Here is a 22,108-nt window from a genome sequence, read left to right as displayed (position 1 = left end):
GACATGCCTCAGTCATGAATTTCGTGCCATGTTATCAGGTTACGGTTCAGGTAAAAACATAATACACAAACCGCCTTTTAAAAATACTGACGATATTTATTGCAGAAGAAAATACTGTATGAATCTCTTTAAAAAAATAAATAAAAACAGGACTTTCAGGAGAAGTCAGGAGATTTTTTCACAATATTCATTCTTCCTATAATAGTCCAGCCCGTAAGACAGACAAGCCCTACCGCCATGTTGATAATTCCTATACTCAGAACAAGGTTTTCACCGCTTATCGAGACAAGAGTCATTCCCAGACTTCCAAATATGAGACCGGAACAGTTGATAAGAGAAGAAGCAGAACCTGTATCTTCTTTCTGCTGTTCGAGCATAAGATAAGTCCCTGAAGGCCTCACGCAGCTCCCCATAAGTGAAGACGGTATAAGCGCAAGCGTAAATAAAAGCGGACTGAAGTTTCCGATAATGCTCACAAGGGCCCCGCTTGCTATCATCACTATAAATGAAAGTGTTATAATTGACAGCCTGCTGTAGGTTTTTGAAAGCCTGATATAAAGGAAAGGTCCTGCAATAAGGAACAGTGCATTTATCGCAAAATAAAAGCTGTACATTTTCTCAGAAAGGCCGAAGTCGTCCACGAATATATATGACGAATCGGCGATGAACGCAAGTGAAGCAGTGCTTACAAGCGAGAATACCAGGAGAAGAGATGTAAATCCTGGATTTTTAAGGACTACGGCAAGGCGGCCGAAAGAACCTGCTATACTTCCGGTATACCTCTTCTTATTCGTCTCTTCAAGAAGAAGACTTCCGAAAAGAGATATTCCCCCGATTGCTGCGAGTGTCCAGAAAAGACCGGGCCATGACGTATACGGGAGCATAAAAGCCCCTATAACAGGAGCAAGGGCAGGGGATAAAACCACCATCGACTGGACGACTGCAAGAGCTGATTCGCGCTTTCTCCCCTCGTAGACGTCCTTTACCATCGCTGTTGCAACAGCCGACGCCGCACTGCCCCCGACTGCCTGAAGGACACGGAAAAGGACAAGGTGCCATATGTCCCATGAAAGTGCACATGCACAGCTTGCAGCTATGTATATAACAAGACCTGTAAGTAAAACGGGTTTCCGGCCGTATTTGTCGCTTAAAGGCCCCCAGAAAAGCATACCCATACTGAAAAAGATGAAAAACAGTATCAGAGTAAGGTTTACAATCGAAACCGGGGCGTTAAAATAGTCAGCCATTCCCGGAAGCGCAGGAAGGTAGAGGTCGGTTGAAAGCGGGACGAAAGCCGATAAAAGAACTATTAAGCCCAGAATCCCTTTGTCTCCAAGAAATTTCTGCGAAGATCCATATGCATGATTAGTCTTTTTTTCAGTACTCATTATTCTGTTCCAAAAAACGGTTTTAGGTTAATTTAGGCACAGATAAAATATATTTTTTCTTATACTGACACAGTTTTGCTGATTTTGAAGTTGAAGAGGACAAATATAAGCTCGGTACATTATAGCTGCCAGAACTGAAAAAGATGCAAAAACTTCAAAAAATACAAAAAAATTGTAATCATAGGCATAAACAGAACTCAGACAGGGTATTTTTCACTGGGATATCTAAGGACATTTACGGGACAAAGAACTTTTCAGGTTCATAAATAAAAGACAGGAAAAAAGTATTGATTATCAAAAAAACACGTTTTCCTGTTAAAATAAGGCGATTGTCCAAAATCAAAACGTATATAACCTAAACTCGCGAATATAGTAAGGCAATCATTTGAGTTAACGATGATTCACCTGCTGATATAGTGTAGGGGCCAATCATGCCGGCCTTTCACGCCGGCGACTGGGGTTCGAATCCCCATATCAGCACTGTTACACAAGGTTTAGAGCTTTTTTAAAAAATCTAAGTAACCTCTACAACATCTAAATAAAAATAAGCATCCTATGTCATTTATCACTAATTTAAAAGGGAGTTGTAGTTTATACTAATCAATCATCTAATTGGAAATGTTCTGTTAATTTATCGAGTGTAAATTTATTTCTTAATTTAAAAGCACTATTTTGATTCGCCGACAATCCCTTCACCCAGTATGGTTGATCATCAGGCAATATTTTCAACCATTCCACGCGGACGAGATATTCACAAGAATCAGGATTATCCCAATTATTTTTTATATTTTCGCATTTTAATGGGACTTCTAAAATAGGTACTTCTTTATTACCTTTTCTAACAAGGAAATCTTTAATTGGAACACTTTCTTCCAATACTTTTGCAACTCCCAGATAGCCTTTTTTTGGAATCATCGCAAATATTCTGGCGCCAGGGAAAAGATTTTTCATAGTTTTACTATACCAGATACCGCCTCCGGCCGAAACAAATCCATATTTTTTTGTATCTTCCCATGTTGAGACTCCATCACATTCATCGATGTTTACAACAAAATCCCGGCCATTCCAAGGCTCTCCTTTACTTTGCGCTCCTGATTTACTGGTTCTTTCTTCTGCTTCAATAGGATCAATAAGCCAGCTTCTTGAAAGGTAATCAGATTTATTATCAGAAAAAAATCTAAAAAATACAGCATTTATTGGAACATTATAATTGCCTGAGAGGTAGTTGAGAATTCTTTCTGTTTCATTGTCAAGTTCGGAGCATACAATTACCATATTATGTTCCTGATTAATCTTTTCAGGAGGAGATTCCCCAAATTTTTCGGCAAAAAGTGACTCAAATTCCTCATTGTGATAATTTTTACAGATATTTTTCACTTCGGTATAAGAAAGATCTTTGATCCAGGAAGCATAATCAAGAACCTGAGCAATGACTTCCCTGGGAGTTTTGTTCTTTTTTAATTCAATAATTGTGAGTTTCCCTTCTGAATTAATTCCCAGTAAGTCAATATATTTTCCGTAAATTGTTGGAGTTTGTCTTCCAATTATAAGCAAATCGTCATCAAGTATTGAGATATTATTACAAATAATATCTTCAAGTCTCTTTTCCGAATCAATTGATGAGTATTCAATTTTATTCACAGTATTTGTTGTGATGTTCCAAAGACCAACCTCAATGGGCATAATAATCTCATTATAAATGTGGTATATATTGCTTTTGATTTGTTATAATCTCACAATTTCATTTTTCTTCAAACCACTGCGTTCTCTTCTTTGAAAATTGCTGCATAAATCCCCTGTAGTGCTTTTCTGATTTCATTCTCAGATCCGGTATCACAAAAAGCTTTGGAATCATCATATCCGGCAAACTTTCCTTTTTCAAAAGAACATATCCGGTTTCCTGAAGGTCCACATCCAAATACTGTCCCGGGAAGTACACGGCAATAACCAGAGCAATTATTATAGGAATAATTACACTTTGGATTTGGAGAATTAAACTAAAAAATTAAAAACGTAATACTTTATTATTAACAGGTGTCATATCATATAACTGACAAACATACCAATTTTAAAATATTTCTTAATTAGAGCGTATTTTTTAATAATCTGGTATGCCGTAGGTGATTTTATGAGAAAAAATACAAAGTATTCCTGTCTGATTCTGGTTACTGCCATCCTGATTGCATGTCTTTTCATTTCAGGATGCACTTCAACAACACAGACAAACAACAGTTCAGATGAAAAAGTCCTAAGAGTAGGAGACCTCTGGACGGTTTCATCGATAAACCCGGGTGACGGGCATGACGGCGGGACCTTCGTTACGGAAAAAGCGATTGTAACAGAGACCCTCGTCGGTGCTAACGACAATTTCGAGCTTGTACCAAACCTTGCCGAAAGCTGGGAGCAGATAAACGACACAGTATGGGAATTCAAACTAAAAAAAGGCGTCAAATTCCATAACGGTAAGGAGATGAGAGCGGAAGATGTCGTAGCATCGCTTGACGATACAATAAGGCTCTCACCAAGCACTGCAATGCTCATGTCATACGACCACTCCGAAGCTGTGGACAACTACACTGTCAGAATATATACAACCGAGTTAAACCCGCTTGTCCCGGGTGTCCTCCACTACCCTGATACAGCAATCGTAAGCCAGGACTCATACGACAAAGACGGAAACTTCATAAAGCCCATCGGAACAGGCCCGATGAAAGTCGAGTCCTACGATGAACAGACAGGCGAACTTGTCGTCGTCAAAAACGATGACTGGTGGGGCGGTGAGCCCGGAATAGACAAAATGGTTCTCAAAGGATACGAAAGTCCGGAAACACGTGCAATGCTTATCGAAAACGGAGACGTCGATTTTACCTGCGACCCGCCTTACAGTGAAGTCGGACGCCTCAATGACACGGAAGGCATCCACGTAGAAATCTACAGCACACCAAGGCTGTACAAACTTGATGCAAACCTCGACCACGACACGATGGCCGACAAAAATTTAAGAAAGGCGATTTCATACGCAATCGACAGGGACGGAATAGTCAATAACGTCCTATACGGTGTCGGAACCTCGGCAGGAGGAGTATTCCTTCCTTCAATGAAGTGGTCGAACAAAGACCTCAAGCCGTACCCGTATGACCCCGAACTGGCAAAGGAGTACCTTGCAAAATCGGGATGGACAGACTCGGACGGAGACGGTGTGCTTGACAAAAACGGAGAAAAACTCAAAATAAAAATCTTCACCTATACTGAACGCCCGGGACTTCCCCCGATGCTTGAAGCAATCGCCGCAAACCTGAGAGAAGTCGGGTTTGAAGTCGAGGAAAATTCGATGGAAAACAGCGCCCTTGACTCGGTCATGGGTGACGACTGGGACCTGTACCTTTCCGCGACCAACCTCGCAATGGTTCCAGACCCGGAATATGTCCTTAAAAGCTGGTACACTACAAACGGGACTTCCAACAAAGCCGGGTACAGTAACCCTGCAGTTGACAGGATGATAGAAGAAGGCCATTACATAAGCGACCTTAACGAACGCTATGATCACTTCCGCAAGATTGAAGCTATCGTCTACGACGACCTCCCGACGATAAACATCGCCTACTACGGTGTCGCCATCGTCATGAACGACGATGTTAAAGGATACCGGTTTGACCCGACAGCTCATGACTACAGAATTGACCCGTTTATGACAATCTCGTCATAAACCTTTTTTTTAACGGCAGAACTATGGACGAAGAATCACTGAAATCAGAGATAGCTGATTCATGGAGTGCAGAAGCGGATTATTACGATTCGCTTGTATCCCACGGAGTACAGACAACAGAGGAGAAAAAGCTCTGGATTGAAGCTTTCAGGGCGGTCCTTCCCGTAAAGGACAGACCGCTCGACATCCTCGATGTGGGATGCGGGACCGGTGCAATGGGGCTTATCCTCTCGGAGATGGGACACAACGTGACCGGACTTGACATATCAGAAAGTATGATGGATATCGGGAGAAAAAAGGCCCAAAACTCCTCTCTTTCGATGATATTCCAAAAAGGCGATGCAGAAAGACCCCCTTTTAGCGACAACACATTTGACTGCGTCGTCAACAGGCACCTTCTCTGGACTCTTCCAAACCCTAAAGAAGCCCTTGACAACTGGTGCAGGGTCATAAGGCCGAAAGGAAAGGTACTCGTTATCGACGGCCTCTGGGACGACGGTTCCCTAAGTACAAAACTGAAAAGAGAAACCAGCCTGACTGTTGCCAGAATCGTTGAAAAACATCCTCACGGGGAGAGCAAATACAGCGATGAACTCAGCATGTCGCTTCCAAACCTCAAAGGCGTCCCTGAAGAAAAGGCAGGGGAATATTTCTCTGAAGCCGGGTTAGAGGACATATCCGTGAAAAGCCTTCTTCATATCCGTGAAAACCAGAAGAAGCGCCTGAAATGGTACCAGAAACTAAACACTTCATGGAGTTATTATCTGATTTCAGGAGTAAAACGCGGGTGAATAATGCATTACTATATAATGAAGAGAACAGGCTATCTTATCCTTACGCTCCTGATAGCGTCTGTTTTCACATTTGTCGTAGTAAATGCAATTCCTGGAGAGTCTGCGGAAGTTTTGACAAAACACCTTTTTATAGGGTTTGATGAAGCGGCACCGCCTGAAATGGTCGCAGAAGTTGCAGACCGTTTCGACCTGAACAAACCGCTGCTTGAGCAGTACACCAACTGGATTACCGGAATTTTTCACGGAAACTTAGGTGATTCCATACTGTTCAACAAACCAGTAACAAAACTTCTCGCCCTCTCCGTTCCGCCGACAGTAATCCTTACGACATTTTCAATGGTCTTCGCAATAATATTCGGGCTTTTTTTTGGAATATATTCCGCCGTTCACCATAACAGGATAAGCGATCACATAATCAGGCTCATAACGGTATTTTCTGTTTCAATGCCCGGATTCTGGGTTGCCGTCATGCTTATCCTGGTATTCAGCATATGGCTCAAACTGACTCCTGTTGCAGGATATGGCGGAGTACAGTACATCATCCTTCCCGCAATAGCGCTCGGTCTTCATACAATGGCGTCAGTCGCAAGAATCATGCGGACAAGCATGCTTGAGACAGTCGACAAACCTTTTGTCATATTCGCACGTGCCAAGGGCCTTCCTGCCAACAGGGTAATATTCAGCCATGCATGCAAAAACGCCATTCTTCCCGTTTTAACCGTAATAGGAATGTCTTACGGTGCGCTTCTGGCAGGCTCCGTTGTAATAGAGACGATATTTGCATGGCCCGGTGTCGGAGCCCTCCTGATGAAGGCCATATCCGCACGCGATACGGTTTTGATTGAAAGCACAATCATGGTTATAGTCTTCATGTTCCTGATTGTAAACTTCGTGATTGACATTTTATACCACCTGATAGACCCGAGGATAACCTATGAATGAATACAGGAGCATATTCAAAAAGAACAGCCAAAATTCCACAGGATATTTCAGCGAAGCAAAAAAGTCCGACTGGTACCTCAGGCTTAAGAAGAGACCCGGACTTCAGGCGGTTTTTGTCCTGATAGGAATTGTACTTGTACTAAGTGTCATAGCCCCTTACCTTGCCCCCCATGACCCGAATTCCCTAAACCTTTACGGGAAAAACCAGGGACCGTCAGCGAATCACCTGCTCGGGACCGATTACCTTGGACGTGACCTGTTCAGCCGCGTTGTCTGCGGTCTGCAGACTTCCATGACAATAGCGCTTACGACAATAGTATTCTCCTTTGTCATAGGTGTTTCCGTAGGAAGCTATTCCGGCTATATGGGTGGCCGTGTCGACAACATCGTCGCAAGGGTGATTGACGTATTCCTCGCATTCCCGTCGATAATTCTCGCACTTGCACTTATAACCCTTATTGGACCGGGGGTTTTTAACATGATCCTCATGCTTGCAGTCGTCCAGTGGGCGTCTCTGGCTCGTATTATGAGAGGTCAGGTGCTTTACGAGAAAAACCAGGAGTATGTCCTTTCGGCACGTGCCTCCGGATTTTCCGGGAGCAGGATACTTTTAAGGCATATAATTCCGAACTGCATAATGCCCGTAGTCGTCCTCGCAACACTTGACATAGGCCATACCATACTTACTGTCTCTACTCTTTCGTTTCTCGGTATGGGAATTCCGCCTTCTGTTCCGGAATGGGGTTCTATGATAAACTCAGGACTCTCCTACATGAGAATAGCTCCCCTGAACGTAATCGTCCCCGGAATCGCGATTACAATAATAACCCTTCTCTTCAATATGGCGGGGGAAGGAATACGCGACATCACCGACACAAAGTCCGACGGGGAGGGGTCACTATGAAAAACCTTTCTTCAAAACAGGATTATATCCTGGAGGTTTCAGGTTTAAACGTCACTTTTCATACGAACAGGGGCAGTATCAGGGCGTCGCAGAATATCAGTTTCAAAATCCGGAAAGGGGAAGTGTGCGTCCTCGTAGGAGAAACCGGATCAGGAAAATCGGTGATAGGACAGGCTGTCCTCCATATCCTGCCGCAGAGTGCGGGCATTTCAGGGAGCATAAAATATCTGGGAGAAGAGATACTTTTTCTCCCTGAAAAGGACTTTTCACGGTTAAGAGGCAATGAAATCTCGCTTATACCGCAGAACCCCACGGGCTCACTTGACCCCCTGATGAAGTGCAAAAGGCAGATCTCAGAAGTCCTGGAATATGTCAGAAAAATTCCTGCCGAAATGCATGACAAAGAGATCAAAACAATACTTTCAGGACTGGGATTTTCCGACCCCGACACGGTTGCCGAATCATACCCGCACGAACTTTCAGGCGGAATGCGGCAGAGGGTTGCAACTGGAATTGCAATGGCGTCAAAACCCAGGTTCATGGTTGCAGACGAACCAACCAAAGGACTTGACTACGCCGCAAGGAAATCGACCATCGACCTTTTCCTCAGCCTTAAGAAAAACCACAGTGACTCTATTCTTATGATTACGCACGACCTTGAGCTTGCTCAGACTGTAGGAGACTATGTGGGAGTCCTTTATTCCGGAGAAATCATTGAATTCGGCAGTTGCCATGACGTATTCAAAGACCCGAAACATCCTTACACCAAAGGGCTTATAGCAGCACTTCCTAAGAACGGAATGGAGGCGATGCCCGGAATCTGTCCCGGATTTGCCAGTCTTCCTAAGGGCTGCTATTTCTATGAAAGGTGCCCGTGTAGCTGCAGCTGCGAAAAGGGTAAAATTAGGCATCCTGACCTTTACCATTACAAAGTCTGTGATAAACCTGAAAACTACGGGAGGTCAGTAAGATGCCACAGGTTCTCAGAGTAAAAAACCTTTTCAAAACATTCGGACACGGGGATATATTCCGCGACGTAAATTTTACACTTGACAGCGGCGAGACGCTCGGCATATTCGGGATGAGCGGGTCAGGCAAATCAACTCTGGGAAGGTGCATCATAGGTCTGGACATGCATTACAGGGGCGAGGTGGAATTCAACGGAAAGAACCTGAAAACCCTTTCCAAAAAGGAATATGGTCCTGAAAGGACTCTTATGCAGATGATCTTTCAGCACCCGGAGATGTCTTTCGACCCGAAGATGAGAGTAATCGACAGCGTCACGGAACCGGTATGCTACCATTTCAAAAAAGAGAAAAAAGAAGTTTTTCAAAATCTTCAGCCCCTGATAAAAGCCGTTGCACTAAGGCCTGAGCAGTTCTACAGCTATCCCGCTCAGCTTTCCGGCGGAGAGATACAGCGTGCAATGATGGTCAAAATATACTCGCTCTCACCAAAACTTATAATTGCCGACGAGCCCACTTCGATGCTTGACATGTCGGTCCAGGCACAGGTGTTAAACCTTATGAAATCGCTGCAGAAGGAGAATAAAACTGCCTGCATTTTCATCTCGCACGACCCTGAGGTCATGATGATTATGTGTGACAGAATCGCTGTTCTTGATAAGGGGACCTTTAAAGAGATGAGAAGAGAAGAGTTCAAAGATTATTCAGACAAGTTCTCTGAAAAATTTACCCTATAATTTCCACTCTTTTTTTCAGGTCGAGAAATCCTGAAATTCCAGACTCTATGATTTTGGGAACGGACTCTGAATTCCCCGGACAATCAGACTAATTAACTCCTGACTCCTGATTTATTTCTGAAAAAATTTACACAGGGTATAATTATCATTATTTTGCAAAGGAACTGCCAAAAAATAATTAATCCGCTTTTTTGATCAATTATCTGAATTTACATCAGGTACCGGTTAAAATTAAAAAAACAGGGATTTTGTCCTGTCTCATCTGTACAAAACACTCCTCTCTTATCTTTCCAGACTGAAGGTAAAAGGCTTTGAAAGAACAAGGTCACGGGTTTTAAGCGTCTGGTTATTTATCGGGCCGTCTTTCATGAAAAATTTAACAGTCATTGTCCTGTTGGTAAGGTCTGTTAAAACCCTCCACAAAAGCCTGTCAACAGTTTCGTTACCTGCATCAACATTTGCCTCGACTTCCTTCATTTCCCCCCAGGCATCGTCTTCCGTGAACTCACCTTCATGACCGGAAATATAGTCGTGAAGTTTTGCACTTCTCAGGTAATCGTCATGCGGGTCATCGGGATTTTCCGGTTCGCACACGCTGACGTCAGGGCTGAGGTGAACGGCATAGTTGGTTAGAGGAACCGGAGTGTCCCGGTAATCAATAAAAATCATCTCACGTGTTTCGTTATCAAACTCTACGATTGTCGCGTCTCCTGAATCGTCGCATATAAGAAAGTGCTGACCCATATAAGGAATAAAAATCTCTGTCTCTGACAACTTCTGTTTTGCCTCATAAACCGTTGCACAATGCTCAAGGACTGATCTAAGCACCTGCATAAAATTCAGTCCTGTACTCGTCGACCCGGCAAGGTCAGAAAAAGGATCATTATAAGTATCTCCGTCCTGAAGAGTCGCAACGTAAAGTCCTTTTTCATTTATTCCGTCAACGACACCGTTGAGGAGGTCCATTGTCCCCAATACCAGAGTGGCATATCCTTCGTCAGGATATATCTCTACAACATGTACAAGTGTCCCCATTTCTTCGACGATTGTATCTTCGAAGTTTCCATCATCAATACCGGTAAATGGATCTAAACCGGGGTTATAATCCCATTCCATATTCCTGCCTACAATTGCATGACCGTCCTGCGTTGAGGAAGGAGGGAAATAAAGAGCGGAACACGAAGAATAAAGTGTTACGTATATCGGGAAACTGGCATCATAACTATAATTGTCTTCACTAAGCTGATATGCCCGCTTTACCCCCGCAGACGTTCGTACAAAACACTGTCATAATTTTTGATGTACTCTTCTTTTTCCTCTCCGTATGAAGGATCATCAAATGGCATCAGGAATGAATCGAATTCACTGATACCGATATTTCCCAGTTCATAACCGATTTCCTCTTCCGACCCTCCACCGACAACAACATGGATAACCTCCAGGTATGTTCCGTTTTCCTGTTTTAAAAGAACATCTGTAGTTGTCTGCGGATCTGCATTTGAATCATATACCAGAGCATAACCGGCAATAGGAACAGCAATGATAATAAGAATTTACACAAAAACAGAGGATGTTTGGAAGTGCTGCAGCATTTTTCGTCTGTTTACTCCTGACAGCATATCTTTTTACGCTAATCCTTGGGTTTCTGTCTCTCAAGTCTCCTGGAGACCCAATCGGGGACCCGTACTTTACAGTCCTTGAACTGCTGATAGTTGTGATTGCACCTTTAATGGTCTTCGTCATGGTCTTTGTACATTACAAATCCTCCCAAAAAACAGGATATACAGCCTTTCGGCAGTTGTGTTCATGAGTATAATGGCAGCAATTACCTGCAGCGTCCATTTCGTGATTCTCACGGTAAGCAGGTCGCTTGTCGCTGACGGGTTTCCCTGGGCTTCGCAGTTCTTCTCCTTCGTGTGGCCTTCGGTCACCTATGCACTGGACATCCTCGCATGGGACCTCTTTTCCGCTCTCTCAATGCTCTGTGCCTCGTTTGTTTTCAGTAAAGGCAGACTTGAGAATGCAACCCGGGCCCTCATGATAATCAGCGGAATACTGAGCCTGGCAGGATTCATCGGCGTCGCTCTTTCAGATATGAATCTTAGGAATATCGGTATCACCGGTTATGCAGGAGTCTCAACAGGGGTTTTCCTCCTGCTCGGGATTGTGTTTTTGAACAGCCGCGATGATGCGGCCGGGGAGAATATATAAAAGAGCCTTAAAAGCCCCGCCTTAAAATTAATAATTCTTTTTTTCATTACATCTAAAAATTCCGATAAAGCAAAAAACATAATTTAAACAATATTACTCATTAATAATTATCTACTAACTGATGGGCATTTTTATGATTAAACGTCTGAACCCAAACAAACGAATACTATTCGCATCGATACTGGTATTATCCGCATTTTTGCTTTCGGCAGGATGTACGCAGTCCGGCGGGGATAACAAGTCCTCCCTTTCGATCGTCATGAACTTCGGGCCTGATACCGGAGGAAGCCTCGATCCCGCAAACGGTTGGGAAGGCTGGTACGTAAAACAGGCCGGCATTTATGAAACACTCTTCTACGGCGACGAAAACATGGAGATCAAGCCCGAACTTGCGACAGGCTACACGCATGTCAACGATACTGTCTGGGAGATCACGCTCCGCGACGACGTATACTTCCACGACGGGACGAAGATGGACGCCGACGCAGTAATCTTCTCGCTCAACAGGGTCCTCGATCCGTCGAACGACAGGTCGTACGAGTATGACTTCATCAAAGAGATCAGAAAAACCGGCGACTATACGATCGAGATCGAAACTACCGAGCCCTATGCACCGCTCATCGCCTCACTTATCGATCCGATAATGTCGATCGTCAGCCCGAACATCGCTGACGTCGACACGCAGCCCGACGGAACCGGACCCTACGCGTTCGTCTCGTACGAACCCGGGGCATCCATAGACCTGGTGGCAAACGAAAACTACTGGAAGGGGGATGTGCTTAACAAAAACCTCTACATGTCCTACAACTCGGATGCGGCGACAAGAACCCTCATGCTCAAATCTGGCGATGCCGATATCGCAAAGGACATCCTCCCGAGCGAATATGCCGCCCTCGAGTCGTCCCCCGACACGGATGTATTTTCCAAGGAGACACTTCGTGCCTACTTCATCTATATAAACGGCCACAAGGCTCCGTTCGACGATGCAAGGGTCCGCCAGGCGTTCTATTATGCCACCGACCGGCAGGAGATCGTGGACACCGCACTTGAAGGTGTAGCGGGAAGCCCGGCGGAGGCGATGTTCACGAACACCATGCCCTGGAATGCCAACGACATGGTCGAACAGTATGATTACAATCCGGAAAAGGCCCTCCAACTCTTTGCAGAAGCAGGAATAACGCAGGGCGTAGACGGAAAACTCTACTATAACGGCGAACCCTTCTCAGTCGAGATCCAGACATATCCCAACCGTGCGGCACTTCCGGCGACTCTCGAAGTCATAGCGGCACAGTGGGAGAAGATCGGAATTGATGTGGTTACAAAAATTGCCGATTCAAGTGCAATCAAGGCCGACGTCAAGTCGGGCGATTACGATATGGCACTCTACACATGGAATACTGCCCCAACCGGCGACCCGGACTACTTCCTCTCGGGCCACTGCCTTTCGACCGGAACTTACGCATCGACATGGCTCAACTACTCCAACCCGCAGGTAGACGAGTGGATTCTCGAGGCACGTGCAACATTCGACGAGGACAAAAGAGCCGAATTATATGACGACGTTCAGGTCCGGGTCATGGAGGACGCACCGATGATCTTCGTCTTCTATGCAGTCGAAAACGACGCGACCAGGTCGGATGTAACCGGATTCCAGATCTACCCGAACGACTACACGTTCGTGACGAAGGATATTGCGGCTGTATAACGGAACCGGGCCTGCAGGCCGACCCTTATAACCCTGCTTTTTTTGAATCCTGAAAAATGATGACAAAGTGAAATTTTAAAAAAGTGTTTAAATATTTTTTATATTCAGCGGGTAGTCACGCTTCCGTCTTCTTCGCCACGACCATGTGAGGGGGCTGGATATACCCGGCGGCGTGGCCCTCGGGATCGTTTCGTTCGAGGAACGCATCATAATCGTCGAGAAAAGACCATGACACCTCACCGAAGCCGTGAGATTCGGCGAGAACCTTTATCCTCTCCGGCGTATTGTGCTTTGCCATCGGCAGATTCGGTTTGATATCGCCGTAAAACTCATCAAACCTTGTGTGCCTGCTCTTCTTATCCGTCCCGTCCCGGTTCTGGAACCACGAGCCGTCTATTATCACCATAAGGCCGCCGCTCTTCAGCAGCCTGTTGCACTCGTTCATATATCTGTCCGGATCGGGGAGGGTCCATAGCAGGTACTTGCTCAGGATTAAATCGTACTTCCCGTCATCAAGGGGTATATTCTCTGCATCACCCTTCTTCAGGAGGATGTCCACTTTCTTCGCCCGGGCGTTTTCAGCCGCTCTCTCGAGCATTTTTTCCGAAAGATCCACACCGGTTACATTGTGGCCCATGGATGCAAGGGATATGGCAAGTATGCCCGGACCGGTTCCCACCTCCACGGCACGAATCCTCTCTCCCCCTGGCAGTATCCCCGAAAAGATCGATCTCCAGATCTCCATCTCCTCATCCATCTTGTCAGCATATTCCCTGTGATACTCGGAACTCCTGTGGTCCCAGTATTCCATTATTTTGTCTTTCTCCATTTTTTGTCCCCGGTTGTTTTCTGAAATTTGCAGGACGGGATTATTCATCCTTCACCCGCAGTCAGGTCAGGTCGATTTCGGATGTAATTACAGTCAGCTCGTTGGGATAGATCTCAAATCCTTTTACATTATTTTTCAAAGCAAAATTGTTGGTGATATACGCCAGGGGAATCAGTGGCATATCGTCCTGGACAATCCGCTGAATCTCATTATAAACCGCATATCTTTCATCCTTGTCGAAGATAGTGCGTGCTTCAACAATCATATCGTCGACCTCAGGGTTGGAATACCCGGTCCATGCCGCATATGAGCCTGTAGAGAGGTACTGGAGCGAGAGGAAATAGTCAGGATCTCCCTCAGGTGCTGTAACCCATGCCACAGTAGAGAGATCGTAATTTCCGTTCCTGCATTCCGATGCAAGAGCACTATAATCCATTACATTGACGGAGGTCGTTATTCCGATCTTTTCCAGCTGTGCGGCTGCGACTTCCGAAACCGGAACGAAAGTCGGACCCTTTGTACTGGTAGCGATTTCAATACTGAATGGTTCGCCGTTGTAATACAGTTTGCCGTCTCCTCCCTGTGTTATTCCTGCCTCTGCAAACAATTTGAGAGCTTTCTCCGTATCGTTGTCATAGGATGGCAGTTCATCATAAGCGCTCCACGGGATGACGGATGAAAAAATGCCTGTTGCGGGAACGCCGCCGATTCCCTCCAGCGCCGTATCCGCGATCTCCCTGCGGTCGAGAGCATACGAAATCGCCTGGCGGACACGGAAGTCATCAAACGGCTTTTTGTTGCCGTTTACGAACAGAAACTCTGTACGGGTTCCTACTTTGGGTGATATGTTCTGGATATCCGGATCGGCATTCAACGCCACGTAATCGCTGGCAAGGAAATTCCAGGAAATATCCACGTCTCCCGAGAGAATCATAAGCGAACGCGTGGCCGGGTCGGTATTGTAGATCATTTTCACCTTATCGAGATTAGGCCTGCCGCCCCGGTAGTTCTCGTTTGCTACGAGATCCATCGACGAACCGGGTTCAAATGACACAAACTTATACGGCCCTGTACCCACGGGTTCCTTCTCGAGGTTTTCAGCCGAAGGACTCACGATCGACATCACCGGATCTGCGAACGGGTATACGGCTGGTGCATAAGGCTCTTTCGTCGTTATTACAATCGTATAGTCGTCCGTCTTCCTGATGTTGTCGACAAAAGAATATTCCTCGGACCTGCTGTTCGACGGGTCAAGAACTCGGTTTATGGAATAGACAACCGCATCGGCATCCATCTTCGTCCCATCATGGAAGTATACATCGTCGCGGAGCGTAACCTCCCATTCGGTATCGCTCAACTGCCTGTAGCCTGTTGCAAGCTCGGGCTGAAGATTCATGTCGGTGTCAAAATAAAACAGCGATTCATACAATCCGGCCTGGCGGACATACCAGCCCTCCCATTTCAGGGCAGGATCAAGACTTCCGCTCGTGTCCGGGCCGATATACGAGACGACACGAAGAACTTTTTCATCCCTGCCGCCATTTGAATTGCCTGTGCACCCGGCACATAGCAGTGCCACGATTATAAAAGCAGACAGAAACAGACTCAAACACAAAAAACGTTTAGAATATCCTTCTTTCATATAAATCAATCACCAGAACCAGTATGAAATATTTTACTTCTTCTACTAAAAAATAGTATTACTTTTAACCCAGATAAGACATAATATATCAATACGCAAACATATTATTCATAAATCCGAATACCTGGAGATTCGTATTACCGATAGACACCGAAAGGGCACCCACATGAAGGAAGCAACGCTGTAATGCGAATAATTCCCTGACAATCAATATTCAAAAGGAACCCGTGCAAAATGACAGACAAAAAGACCAAAGTTCATGATTACTGGAACGGCAGAAGTCCGGAATACAGGAAGATGTTTCGAGACTCCATCGGGGAGGAGATCGCCATGATGAAGGGATACCTGACCGGGTTCCTGCCGGAGGATACGGAGAATATCCGAGTCCTCGATATCGGAACAGGCCACGGCATCCAGGCGTTTACATTTGCGGAAATGGGCTGCAAAGTTTCCGCCGTTGATCTTTCGGAAGAAATGCTCGGCCGGGCGGGTGCGGAGGCTGATAAACGCGGCCTTAAAATCGACTTTTCACACGGCGACGCGGAGAAACTCCCCTTTGACGACAACTCGTTCGATATTATCATAAACATGCACCTGTTGTGGACGCTTACTGACCATGACCTCTTTTTCCGCGAATGCAGGAGAGTGATTGTTCCCGGTGGAAGAATTATCTCGATAGACGGGCAGTGGTTCAGGCCCGGAGAGCCGGATTCGGAGGACTGTCCGGACGAGATCAGGGACTGCATTCCGCTTTATCATGGCAACACCCCGGAAAAGATCTCAGGGCTCATGAGAACAAACGGCTTTTTGGATGTCTCGTGGAAGTACCTTCCCGAATACGGGGAGTATATGAGAAGATGCGACTGCACGAGTGCCAGTGAATACTGTGCCACCCCATATCTGGTTACATCGGTGAAGATATCATGAACTGCAAGGAAAAGATCGCAGATTACTGGAACTGGCGCAGCACGACATATCACGAGGAGTTCTCGGATCTCATCAAAGAGGAGATGGAGGTCTGGAAGAAGACGCTGTCGGAGTATATCCCTGAAGGAAAGACGATCCGTGTCGCCGAGATCGGGACAGGCCCCGGCGTCCTTGCCCTCGCCCTTGCGGAGATGGGACATTCGTCAACAGGAATCGATCTCTCCGAAGAGATGATAAAGAAGGCCGCAAAAAGATCGGAAGAGCTCGGGATCGATGCAAAATTCATGCAGGGCGACGCTGAAAACCTCTCCCTTGACGACGGGGCATACGATCTCGTGATAAGCAAATATCTAATGTGGACCCTGCCCCATCCCGAAAAATTCCTTGAAGAGTGCCGGAGAATCCTCTCGCCGGGCGGAACTCTGGTCCTGATCGACGGCTTATGGTTCAACGAGGCTGACAAAGAGCCCGAACCGGATTCGGAGACCTATTTTGAGGAATGCTACCAGGACATCAAAGATGCGCTACCGCTCTGTAAAGGAAACACCGCCGACAAAGTGACAGCGATCGTTGCGGAGCATGGTTTTCCGGACGCCTCATGGCAGAGCCTCACGAATTATGACAAATTTTTAAGGGAGCATTCCAGTCAAAAGGACTATGCGGCGTCATACCCACATCCGCCATATATCATATCCGCGAAAAAAACATGCTAAAAGAATACTTCATAAGAAGGCTCCTCTACCTGGTGCCTGTGCTCCTGTTCATCTCGTTTTTGAGCTTCTCGCTGATATACATCGCACCGGGAGACCCGGCGGAGATTATGATGACAAGCCCAGGCGGAGGCGTAAACGAGGAGGCGGTTGAAGCGTTCCGTATCGCCCACGGCCTCGACCAGCCGTTATACGTTCAGTATTTCAACTGGCTCAAAAATGCGGTCACTGGCGATTTCGGCTATTCCTACATGAGCGAGCAGCCGGTATTCGAGACGGTCCTGAACGCGTTCGGCAACACCCTCACGCTGGCCGTTCTCGGGCTGATCATCGCACTCGCGATTGCGATCCCGGCCGGCATCCTCTCGGCCGTGAAGCACAACACGATTGTCGACTCCATCTGCCGTTTCTTTGCGCTGATAGGCGTTTCGATCCCCAACTTCTGGCAGGCGTACCTCATGATAGTTATCTTCTCGGTTATCCTCCACTGGCTGCCGGCATCGGGTTTCGGGCACGGGACAGACATATCGTACATGATCCTTCCTGCACTCGTGCTTGGGACAAGTTCGGCGGCGGTCATAATGAGAATGACGAGATCGAGCATGCTGGAGGTGATGGGAAAGGATTACATCACAACTGCGAGAGCGAAAGGGCTGCCGGAGAAAACAGTGATCACCCGCCATGCACTCAAAAACTCCCTTATTCCGGTGATCACGGTAACCGGCCTAACGATAGGGTTCCTGCTCAACGGCTCGGTTATCGTCGAGACGATATTCGGGTGGCCGGGAATAGGAAACCTTGTCGTGAATTCGATCCTTTCGCACGACTACCTGATGGTGCAGGGGACGATCCTGTTTGTCGCGATAATATACCTCGCAGTCAATTTCGTCGTGGACATAGTCTACGTATGGGCGAACCCGGAGATACGCTATGAGAGAGCTTCTTAAGAACCGGCAGATTGCGATATCCGTTGTCATACTGGCATTCCTGGTCTTCATCGCGCTATTCGCGGATGTTCTTGCACCCTACGATTATACGGAGAAGAACCTCCAGGACAGGCTCCAGCCACCGTCTTTTGAGCATTTGTTCGGGACGGACCAGCTGGGAAGGGACATCCTGACTATGGTGATGTATGGTGCACGGGCCTCGCTCTTCGTCGGGTTTACGGTCACGTTCATATCGATGGCGATCGGAGTCTCGATCGGGGTCTTTGCAGGATATTACGGAGGATGGGCAGACGAGGTCCTGATGAGGCTGACCGATAGTTTTCTCGCGTTCCCGTCGATGTTCCTCGCACTCGGGATCACGGCGTTCCTCGGGCAGGGGCTGGAGAATATGATGATCGCCTTGATTATTGTTGAATGGACGGTCTTTGCAAGAGTCGCACGCGGCTCGACGCTCGATATCAGGACGAAGGGATATATCCAGGCTTCGCAATGGGTCGGGGCTTCGGACGGATACATTATCGCGAGACATATACTCCCGAATATCGTAACGCCGGTTCTCATCATGGCCACGCTCGGAATAGGAAATGTTGTTCTTGCCGCGGCGGGACTGAGTTTTCTCGGCCTCGGAGTCCAGCCGTCGACGCCGGAGTGGGGTGCAATGCTAAACGCCGGAAGGAGTTATTTCTCGTCGGCTCCCTATATGATGATATTTCCGGGTCTTATGATAATGATAACAGTCTTTGCGTTTAACTACTTCGGCGACGGGCTGCGTGATGTTCTCGACCGGCACATGACTGCAACCGAACTGGAGGGGAGGATCTCATGACGGACGAAAGACCTGCACTGCTTGAGATCGACAACCTGTCCGTGTTCATACATACTCACCGGGGTCCTGTGAGGGCGGTGGAGAATACCACATTTACTATAGAGAGAGGCGAGACATTCGCACTCATCGGTGAGTCGGGGAGCGGGAAGTCGATACTCGGGCTCGCGGTGATGAGGCTGCTCTCCCCGGCCGCTGAAGTCTCGGGAGCGATCAAGCTGAACAGTGTAGATCTCGGAGAGATCCCGGAGAAGGAGATGCAGGAGATCAGGGGGAAAAGCATTGGAGCGATCGCCCAGAACCCGTATCTCTCGATGAACCCGGTGATGAGAGTAGGCGACCAGATCGCTGAGCCGATGAAGACCCATCTCGGGATGAACCGCGAAGAGGCGAAAGAGAGGACGCGTTCGGTCCTGAAGTTCTTCGATATCACCCCGCCGGAGATCCGCTACCGCGAATACCCGTACCAGTACAGCGGCGGAATGCTCCAGCGGGCGATGGTCGCGATGGGGACTGCGGCAGAGCCGGAGCTGATTATCGCAGACGAGCCGACGAAGGGCGTGGACGCTATCAAAAAGAGAAACATCGCCGCGACATTCCGGAAAGTCACCGGGGACGGGTGTGCGTTTCTGCTTATTACGCACGATATCGGATTCGCGAGAGCGATGAGTACCAGAATCGGGGTGAACTACTGCGGGCAGATCCTGGAGATCGCACGGACAGGGGATTTCTTTGAAGAGCCACTGCACCCATATTCGAAGGCCCTCCTCGAATCGCTTCCTGAAAACGGGATGAAGCCGATCCCCGGAGATCCGCCGTCGATGATCGATGTTCCTGAAGGGTGCAGGTTCCATCCGCGATGTCCCTATGCGACGGACCGGTGCAAAACGCCTCCGCCGTTCGTAAAGAGAGAGGCCGGCGAAGGACATGGCGAAAGATACGTGAGGTGCTGGCTCCATGCTTAAGGGGGAGAATCTCAGTAAGGTCTATTCGTCGGGGATCATTTCGCCTGTAGAAAAAAAAGCTGTAGACAATGTCAGCATAGAAGCAGGAGAAGGTGAAACCGTTGCCATAGTGGGAGAGTCAGGTTGCGGGAAAACAACCCTTGCAAAAATGCTCATGGGACAGATAAAACCAACATGTGGTGAGGTTTATTTTTACGGTAAAAACATTACAGCAATGAAAAACAAAGAACTTAGGGGTCTCAGGACAGCATTTCAGCTGATACCCCAGCACCCGGACGATGCAGCAGACCCGCGGTGGACTCTCGGGAAGTCGGTTGCAGAACCCCTTGTCATTGCCGGAAAAACGGCTCCCGGCGAGATAAAAGAAAAGGTAGACAAACGAATTGCAGAGGTGGGGCTTGGCAGTGAACTTAAAGAGAGGTATCCTCACGAAGTTTCAGGAGGAGAGCTGCAGAGGATGGTTATAGCACGTGCACTTACACTTGACCCTAAAGTTATAATCTCAGATGAAGCGACTTCAATGCTTGACGTCTCAGTCCAGGCACAGATAATGTCTGTTCTCAAGCAAACACGGGAAAGACAGGGCTGCGCACTTGTAATCATAACACACGACCTGGGCCTTGCAAAGGCCGTCGCAGACAGAACCTACGTGATGTTTGCAGGTGAAATCGTTGAAGAAGGTATGGACGTTTTTGAAAATCCGCTTCACCCCTACACAAAAGCTCTACTCTCTGCACTTTTTTATTTGGACCTGAAAATCTCTGAACCTGAAGAAGGAGTAATTTCAGGGCAGGAGTGGTGCAGGTATTACTCCAGATGTACTGAGAGAACTGAAGAGTGCAAAAAAAAGCAGATTTTACGCGAATCAGGTGGACATAAGGTCCGTTGCATAAAATACAAATGAGCCGCGAAACAATAAAAGGTACAATAAATTGATACACTGAAAAGTAAATGTCAATTGTATGGTGGAATTTTTTCCAACGGCAAAAGAAGACCTGCCTGAAATTGCCGAAAAATACAACTATTATAAATGAACTCCTCTGTGACATTTCATAGCGAGGAAATGACAACAAAGGATTTGGAAGATCTTATTCATATTTCGCATCCCAAATATGCTTCATTTACGATTAAGGACGGGAACAGTACAATCAGGTTCTGCTATATGGCACAATATAATAAAAGGCAGGCTTATGACTGGTCCGCCGAACTTAGCGTTTATCTCAAGCCTGAATACACTGGAAAAGGTACAGGCATTTCCGCTCTCAGGCACTTCGAAGATTCTGCTCGGAAAACCAGGCAAGCACGCAAATGCTTGAAAAAGCCGGTTATAAAAAATGTGCCCACCTGAAAAACGTCGGCGAAAAATTTGGAAAAGTCCTGGACGTCATTATATACGAAAAAGAGATCTGATTTTTTTTCTTTTCCTTTTGCATAAAATGAAAAAAGATTTAATATGAATCTTAAATGACAGTTACCTCTATAGCATCACTCCGGGTGAAACCGGTAGAATTGGACAATCCCACACAATAACTGTAGGTATCGTCACTTTTATCGCTGAAGTCAAAAGTGCAGCTCTGAGAATTCGGGGAATCAACAGAAAGAGAAAAACTCTCTACAATATCTCCGTTTTCATAAAGAGTGACCTTATCACCGTTCACGCCCCCACCAAAGGTTCATAATTATCGTGTAACTGCCGTCATTGTCCCATGTGTCTTCGGCGCGAATCGAGGGGGTTCCCGGAGATTCGTCAGCCGCTGAAACAAGCATTACAAGGTTAGCTGCCTAAAGAAGCGTAACTATGAAAATTTTAAAGGAAGGTGAAATCGTAACGGATTTTCCAAAACCCGGTTTTTTATAATGTCTAAAAAGTTTCAATTAAACTGTTTATCCAAGTGTCTGCTTTCAAAACTACT

22 protein-coding genes and 1 tRNA gene are annotated in these 22,108 nt (G+C 46.7%); 17 read left to right on the top strand and 6 right to left on the bottom strand.

What is annotated here, in order from left to right; all coding sequences use genetic code 11:
- Positions 1 to 155 precede the first annotated feature (155 nt).
- Positions 156 to 1,388 carry a multidrug effflux MFS transporter gene (locus tag J2128_RS00695; RefSeq protein WP_209688861.1) on the bottom strand — a complete coding sequence of 411 codons (1,233 nt, stop codon included), beginning with the start codon at positions 1,386 to 1,388 and terminating at the stop codon, positions 156 to 158.
- A gap of 407 nt (positions 1,389 to 1,795) precedes the next feature.
- Here J2128_RS00695 and J2128_RS00690 point away from each other — a divergent pair.
- Positions 1,796 to 1,868: transfer RNA gene (locus J2128_RS00690), tRNA-Glu, on the top strand.
- Between the two features lie 120 nt (positions 1,869 to 1,988).
- Here J2128_RS00690 and J2128_RS00685 read toward each other — a convergent pair.
- The gene (locus J2128_RS00685; RefSeq protein ID WP_209688860.1) at positions 1,989 to 3,071 is read right to left on the bottom strand and encodes an endonuclease NucS domain-containing protein; all 1,083 of its coding nucleotides are present in this window, start codon (positions 3,069 to 3,071) and stop codon (positions 1,989 to 1,991) included.
- 445 nt (positions 3,072 to 3,516) lie between these two features.
- Between J2128_RS00685 and J2128_RS00680 the strand changes: the two genes are divergently transcribed.
- The 6 genes from J2128_RS00680 to J2128_RS00655 are packed head-to-tail and all read left to right on the top strand — an operon-like array spanning position 3,517 to position 9,436.
- Entirely contained in the window at positions 3,517 to 5,094 is a 1,578-nt protein-coding gene (locus tag J2128_RS00680; protein ID WP_209688859.1) for an ABC transporter substrate-binding protein, read from the top strand.
- 23 nt (positions 5,095 to 5,117) lie between these two features.
- Positions 5,118 to 5,885, top strand: a complete 768-nt coding sequence (locus J2128_RS00675; protein WP_209688858.1) for a class I SAM-dependent methyltransferase — start codon at positions 5,118 to 5,120, stop codon at positions 5,883 to 5,885.
- A 3-nt stretch (positions 5,886 to 5,888) separates the two neighbouring features.
- Positions 5,889 to 6,830, top strand: coding sequence for an ABC transporter permease (locus tag J2128_RS00670; protein ID WP_209688857.1), 942 nt, complete (start codon positions 5,889 to 5,891; stop codon positions 6,828 to 6,830).
- Complete coding sequence (locus J2128_RS00665; RefSeq protein WP_209688856.1) at positions 6,823 to 7,734, top strand: ABC transporter permease; 912 nt, start codon at positions 6,823 to 6,825, stop codon at positions 7,732 to 7,734. Before J2128_RS00670 ends, J2128_RS00665 begins: the two co-directional genes overlap by 8 nt.
- Positions 7,731 to 8,726: an ABC transporter ATP-binding protein gene (locus J2128_RS00660; protein ID WP_209688855.1), complete on the top strand. Its 996-nt coding sequence runs from the start codon at positions 7,731 to 7,733 to the stop codon at positions 8,724 to 8,726. Before J2128_RS00665 ends, J2128_RS00660 begins: the two co-directional genes overlap by 4 nt.
- Positions 8,705 to 9,436, top strand: coding sequence for a dipeptide/oligopeptide/nickel ABC transporter ATP-binding protein (locus J2128_RS00655; protein WP_209688854.1), 732 nt, complete (start codon positions 8,705 to 8,707; stop codon positions 9,434 to 9,436). Before J2128_RS00660 ends, J2128_RS00655 begins: the two co-directional genes overlap by 22 nt.
- A gap of 282 nt (positions 9,437 to 9,718) precedes the next feature.
- Here J2128_RS00655 and J2128_RS00650 read toward each other — a convergent pair whose 3' ends face one another.
- Positions 9,719 to 10,639: a carcinine hydrolase/isopenicillin-N N-acyltransferase family protein gene (locus tag J2128_RS00650; RefSeq protein ID WP_348632360.1), complete on the bottom strand. Its 921-nt coding sequence runs from the start codon at positions 10,637 to 10,639 to the stop codon at positions 9,719 to 9,721.
- Between the two features lie 367 nt (positions 10,640 to 11,006).
- Here J2128_RS00650 and J2128_RS00645 point away from each other — a divergent pair, with 367 nt between their 5' ends.
- From J2128_RS00645 to J2128_RS00635, 3 genes are all read left to right on the top strand, one after another.
- On the top strand, positions 11,007 to 11,246 hold the full coding sequence (locus J2128_RS00645; RefSeq protein WP_209688852.1) for a hypothetical protein: 240 nt from the start codon (positions 11,007 to 11,009) through the stop codon (positions 11,244 to 11,246).
- Between the two features lie 5 nt (positions 11,247 to 11,251).
- Entirely contained in the window at positions 11,252 to 11,647 is a 396-nt protein-coding gene (locus J2128_RS00640; protein WP_209688851.1) for a hypothetical protein, read from the top strand.
- Positions 11,648 to 11,846: 199 nt separating this feature from the next.
- Positions 11,847 to 13,352 carry an ABC transporter substrate-binding protein gene (locus J2128_RS00635; RefSeq protein ID WP_245323236.1) on the top strand — a complete coding sequence of 502 codons (1,506 nt, stop codon included), beginning with the start codon at positions 11,847 to 11,849 and terminating at the stop codon, positions 13,350 to 13,352.
- A 115-nt stretch (positions 13,353 to 13,467) separates the two neighbouring features.
- On the opposite strand, the gene J2128_RS00630 is transcribed toward J2128_RS00635, so the two are convergent.
- Positions 13,468 to 14,181 carry a class I SAM-dependent methyltransferase gene (locus J2128_RS00630; RefSeq protein ID WP_209688849.1) on the bottom strand — a complete coding sequence of 238 codons (714 nt, stop codon included), beginning with the start codon at positions 14,179 to 14,181 and terminating at the stop codon, positions 13,468 to 13,470.
- A 61-nt stretch (positions 14,182 to 14,242) separates the two neighbouring features.
- Positions 14,243 to 15,823, bottom strand: a complete 1,581-nt coding sequence (locus J2128_RS00625) for an ABC transporter substrate-binding protein (RefSeq protein WP_209688848.1) — start codon at positions 15,821 to 15,823, stop codon at positions 14,243 to 14,245.
- Positions 15,824 to 16,057: 234 nt separating this feature from the next.
- Here J2128_RS00625 and J2128_RS00620 point away from each other — a divergent pair, with 234 nt between their 5' ends.
- The 7 genes from J2128_RS00620 to J2128_RS12980 all read left to right on the top strand — a co-directional run bounded on the left by J2128_RS00620 (position 16,058) and on the right by J2128_RS12980 (position 21,543).
- Positions 16,058 to 16,750 (top strand): class I SAM-dependent methyltransferase, encoded by a 693-nt coding sequence (locus tag J2128_RS00620; protein ID WP_209688847.1) that lies wholly within the window; start codon positions 16,058 to 16,060, stop codon positions 16,748 to 16,750.
- Positions 16,747 to 17,463 (top strand): class I SAM-dependent methyltransferase, encoded by a 717-nt coding sequence (locus tag J2128_RS00615; protein WP_209688846.1) that lies wholly within the window; start codon positions 16,747 to 16,749, stop codon positions 17,461 to 17,463. Before J2128_RS00620 ends, J2128_RS00615 begins: the two co-directional genes overlap by 4 nt.
- A complete protein-coding gene (gene nikB, locus J2128_RS00610; RefSeq protein WP_209688845.1) occupies positions 17,457 to 18,407 on the top strand; it encodes a nickel ABC transporter permease in 951 nt (316 codons plus the stop codon). Before J2128_RS00615 ends, nikB begins: the two co-directional genes overlap by 7 nt.
- Positions 18,391 to 19,233 (top strand): nickel transporter permease, encoded by an 843-nt coding sequence (gene nikC / locus J2128_RS00605; protein WP_209688844.1) that lies wholly within the window; start codon positions 18,391 to 18,393, stop codon positions 19,231 to 19,233. The genes nikB and nikC overlap by 17 nt, the downstream gene beginning before the upstream one ends.
- Positions 19,230 to 20,195 carry an ABC transporter ATP-binding protein gene (locus J2128_RS00600; RefSeq protein ID WP_209688843.1) on the top strand — a complete coding sequence of 322 codons (966 nt, stop codon included), beginning with the start codon at positions 19,230 to 19,232 and terminating at the stop codon, positions 20,193 to 20,195. The genes nikC and J2128_RS00600 overlap by 4 nt, the downstream gene beginning before the upstream one ends.
- Positions 20,188 to 21,099 carry an ABC transporter ATP-binding protein gene (locus tag J2128_RS00595; RefSeq protein ID WP_209688842.1) on the top strand — a complete coding sequence of 304 codons (912 nt, stop codon included), beginning with the start codon at positions 20,188 to 20,190 and terminating at the stop codon, positions 21,097 to 21,099. Before J2128_RS00600 ends, J2128_RS00595 begins: the two co-directional genes overlap by 8 nt.
- 126 nt (positions 21,100 to 21,225) lie before the next feature.
- The gene (locus J2128_RS12980) at positions 21,226 to 21,543 is read left to right on the top strand and encodes a GNAT family N-acetyltransferase (RefSeq protein WP_394357550.1); all 318 of its coding nucleotides are present in this window, start codon (positions 21,226 to 21,228) and stop codon (positions 21,541 to 21,543) included.
- A 112-nt stretch (positions 21,544 to 21,655) separates the two neighbouring features.
- Here the strand turns inward: J2128_RS12980 and J2128_RS00585 are convergent, their stop codons facing one another.
- Entirely contained in the window at positions 21,656 to 21,853 is a 198-nt protein-coding gene (locus tag J2128_RS00585) for a hypothetical protein (protein WP_209688840.1), read from the bottom strand.
- Positions 21,854 to 22,108: the final 255 nt, after the last annotated feature.

The sequence above is a fragment of the Methanomicrobium sp. W14 genome (assembly GCF_017875315.1).
GTDB lineage: Archaea > Halobacteriota > Methanomicrobia > Methanomicrobiales > Methanomicrobiaceae > Methanomicrobium.
This window is presented reverse-complemented; position numbering and strand designations above follow the sequence as displayed.

Excerpts from the sequence above, each read along its gene's own strand:
- J2128_RS00695 (WP_209688861.1), bottom strand. The coding sequence starts at position 1,388 with ATGAGTACTGAAAAAAAGACTAATCATGCATATGGATCTTCGCAGAAA.
- J2128_RS00685 (WP_209688860.1), bottom strand. The coding sequence starts at position 3,071 with ATGCCCATTGAGGTTGGTCTTTGGAACATCACAACAAATACTGTGAAT.
- J2128_RS00680 (WP_209688859.1), top strand. The coding sequence starts at position 3,517 with ATGAGAAAAAATACAAAGTATTCCTGTCTGATTCTGGTTACTGCCATC.
- J2128_RS00675 (WP_209688858.1), top strand. The coding sequence starts at position 5,118 with ATGGACGAAGAATCACTGAAATCAGAGATAGCTGATTCATGGAGTGCA.
- J2128_RS00670 (WP_209688857.1), top strand. The coding sequence starts at position 5,889 with ATGCATTACTATATAATGAAGAGAACAGGCTATCTTATCCTTACGCTC.
- J2128_RS00665 (WP_209688856.1), top strand. The coding sequence starts at position 6,823 with ATGAATGAATACAGGAGCATATTCAAAAAGAACAGCCAAAATTCCACA.
- J2128_RS00660 (WP_209688855.1), top strand. The coding sequence starts at position 7,731 with ATGAAAAACCTTTCTTCAAAACAGGATTATATCCTGGAGGTTTCAGGT.
- J2128_RS00655 (WP_209688854.1), top strand. The coding sequence starts at position 8,705 with ATGCCACAGGTTCTCAGAGTAAAAAACCTTTTCAAAACATTCGGACAC.
- J2128_RS00645 (WP_209688852.1), top strand. The coding sequence starts at position 11,007 with ATGTTTGGAAGTGCTGCAGCATTTTTCGTCTGTTTACTCCTGACAGCA.
- J2128_RS00640 (WP_209688851.1), top strand. The coding sequence starts at position 11,252 with ATGGCAGCAATTACCTGCAGCGTCCATTTCGTGATTCTCACGGTAAGC.
- J2128_RS00630 (WP_209688849.1), bottom strand. The coding sequence starts at position 14,181 with ATGGAGAAAGACAAAATAATGGAATACTGGGACCACAGGAGTTCCGAG.
- J2128_RS00625 (WP_209688848.1), bottom strand. The coding sequence starts at position 15,823 with ATGAAAGAAGGATATTCTAAACGTTTTTTGTGTTTGAGTCTGTTTCTG.
- J2128_RS00620 (WP_209688847.1), top strand. The coding sequence starts at position 16,058 with ATGACAGACAAAAAGACCAAAGTTCATGATTACTGGAACGGCAGAAGT.
- J2128_RS00615 (WP_209688846.1), top strand. The coding sequence starts at position 16,747 with ATGAACTGCAAGGAAAAGATCGCAGATTACTGGAACTGGCGCAGCACG.
- nikB (WP_209688845.1), top strand. The coding sequence starts at position 17,457 with ATGCTAAAAGAATACTTCATAAGAAGGCTCCTCTACCTGGTGCCTGTG.
- nikC (WP_209688844.1), top strand. The coding sequence starts at position 18,391 with ATGAGAGAGCTTCTTAAGAACCGGCAGATTGCGATATCCGTTGTCATA.
- J2128_RS00600 (WP_209688843.1), top strand. The coding sequence starts at position 19,230 with ATGACGGACGAAAGACCTGCACTGCTTGAGATCGACAACCTGTCCGTG.
- J2128_RS00595 (WP_209688842.1), top strand. The coding sequence starts at position 20,188 with ATGCTTAAGGGGGAGAATCTCAGTAAGGTCTATTCGTCGGGGATCATT.
- J2128_RS12980 (WP_394357550.1), top strand. The coding sequence starts at position 21,226 with ATGAACTCCTCTGTGACATTTCATAGCGAGGAAATGACAACAAAGGAT.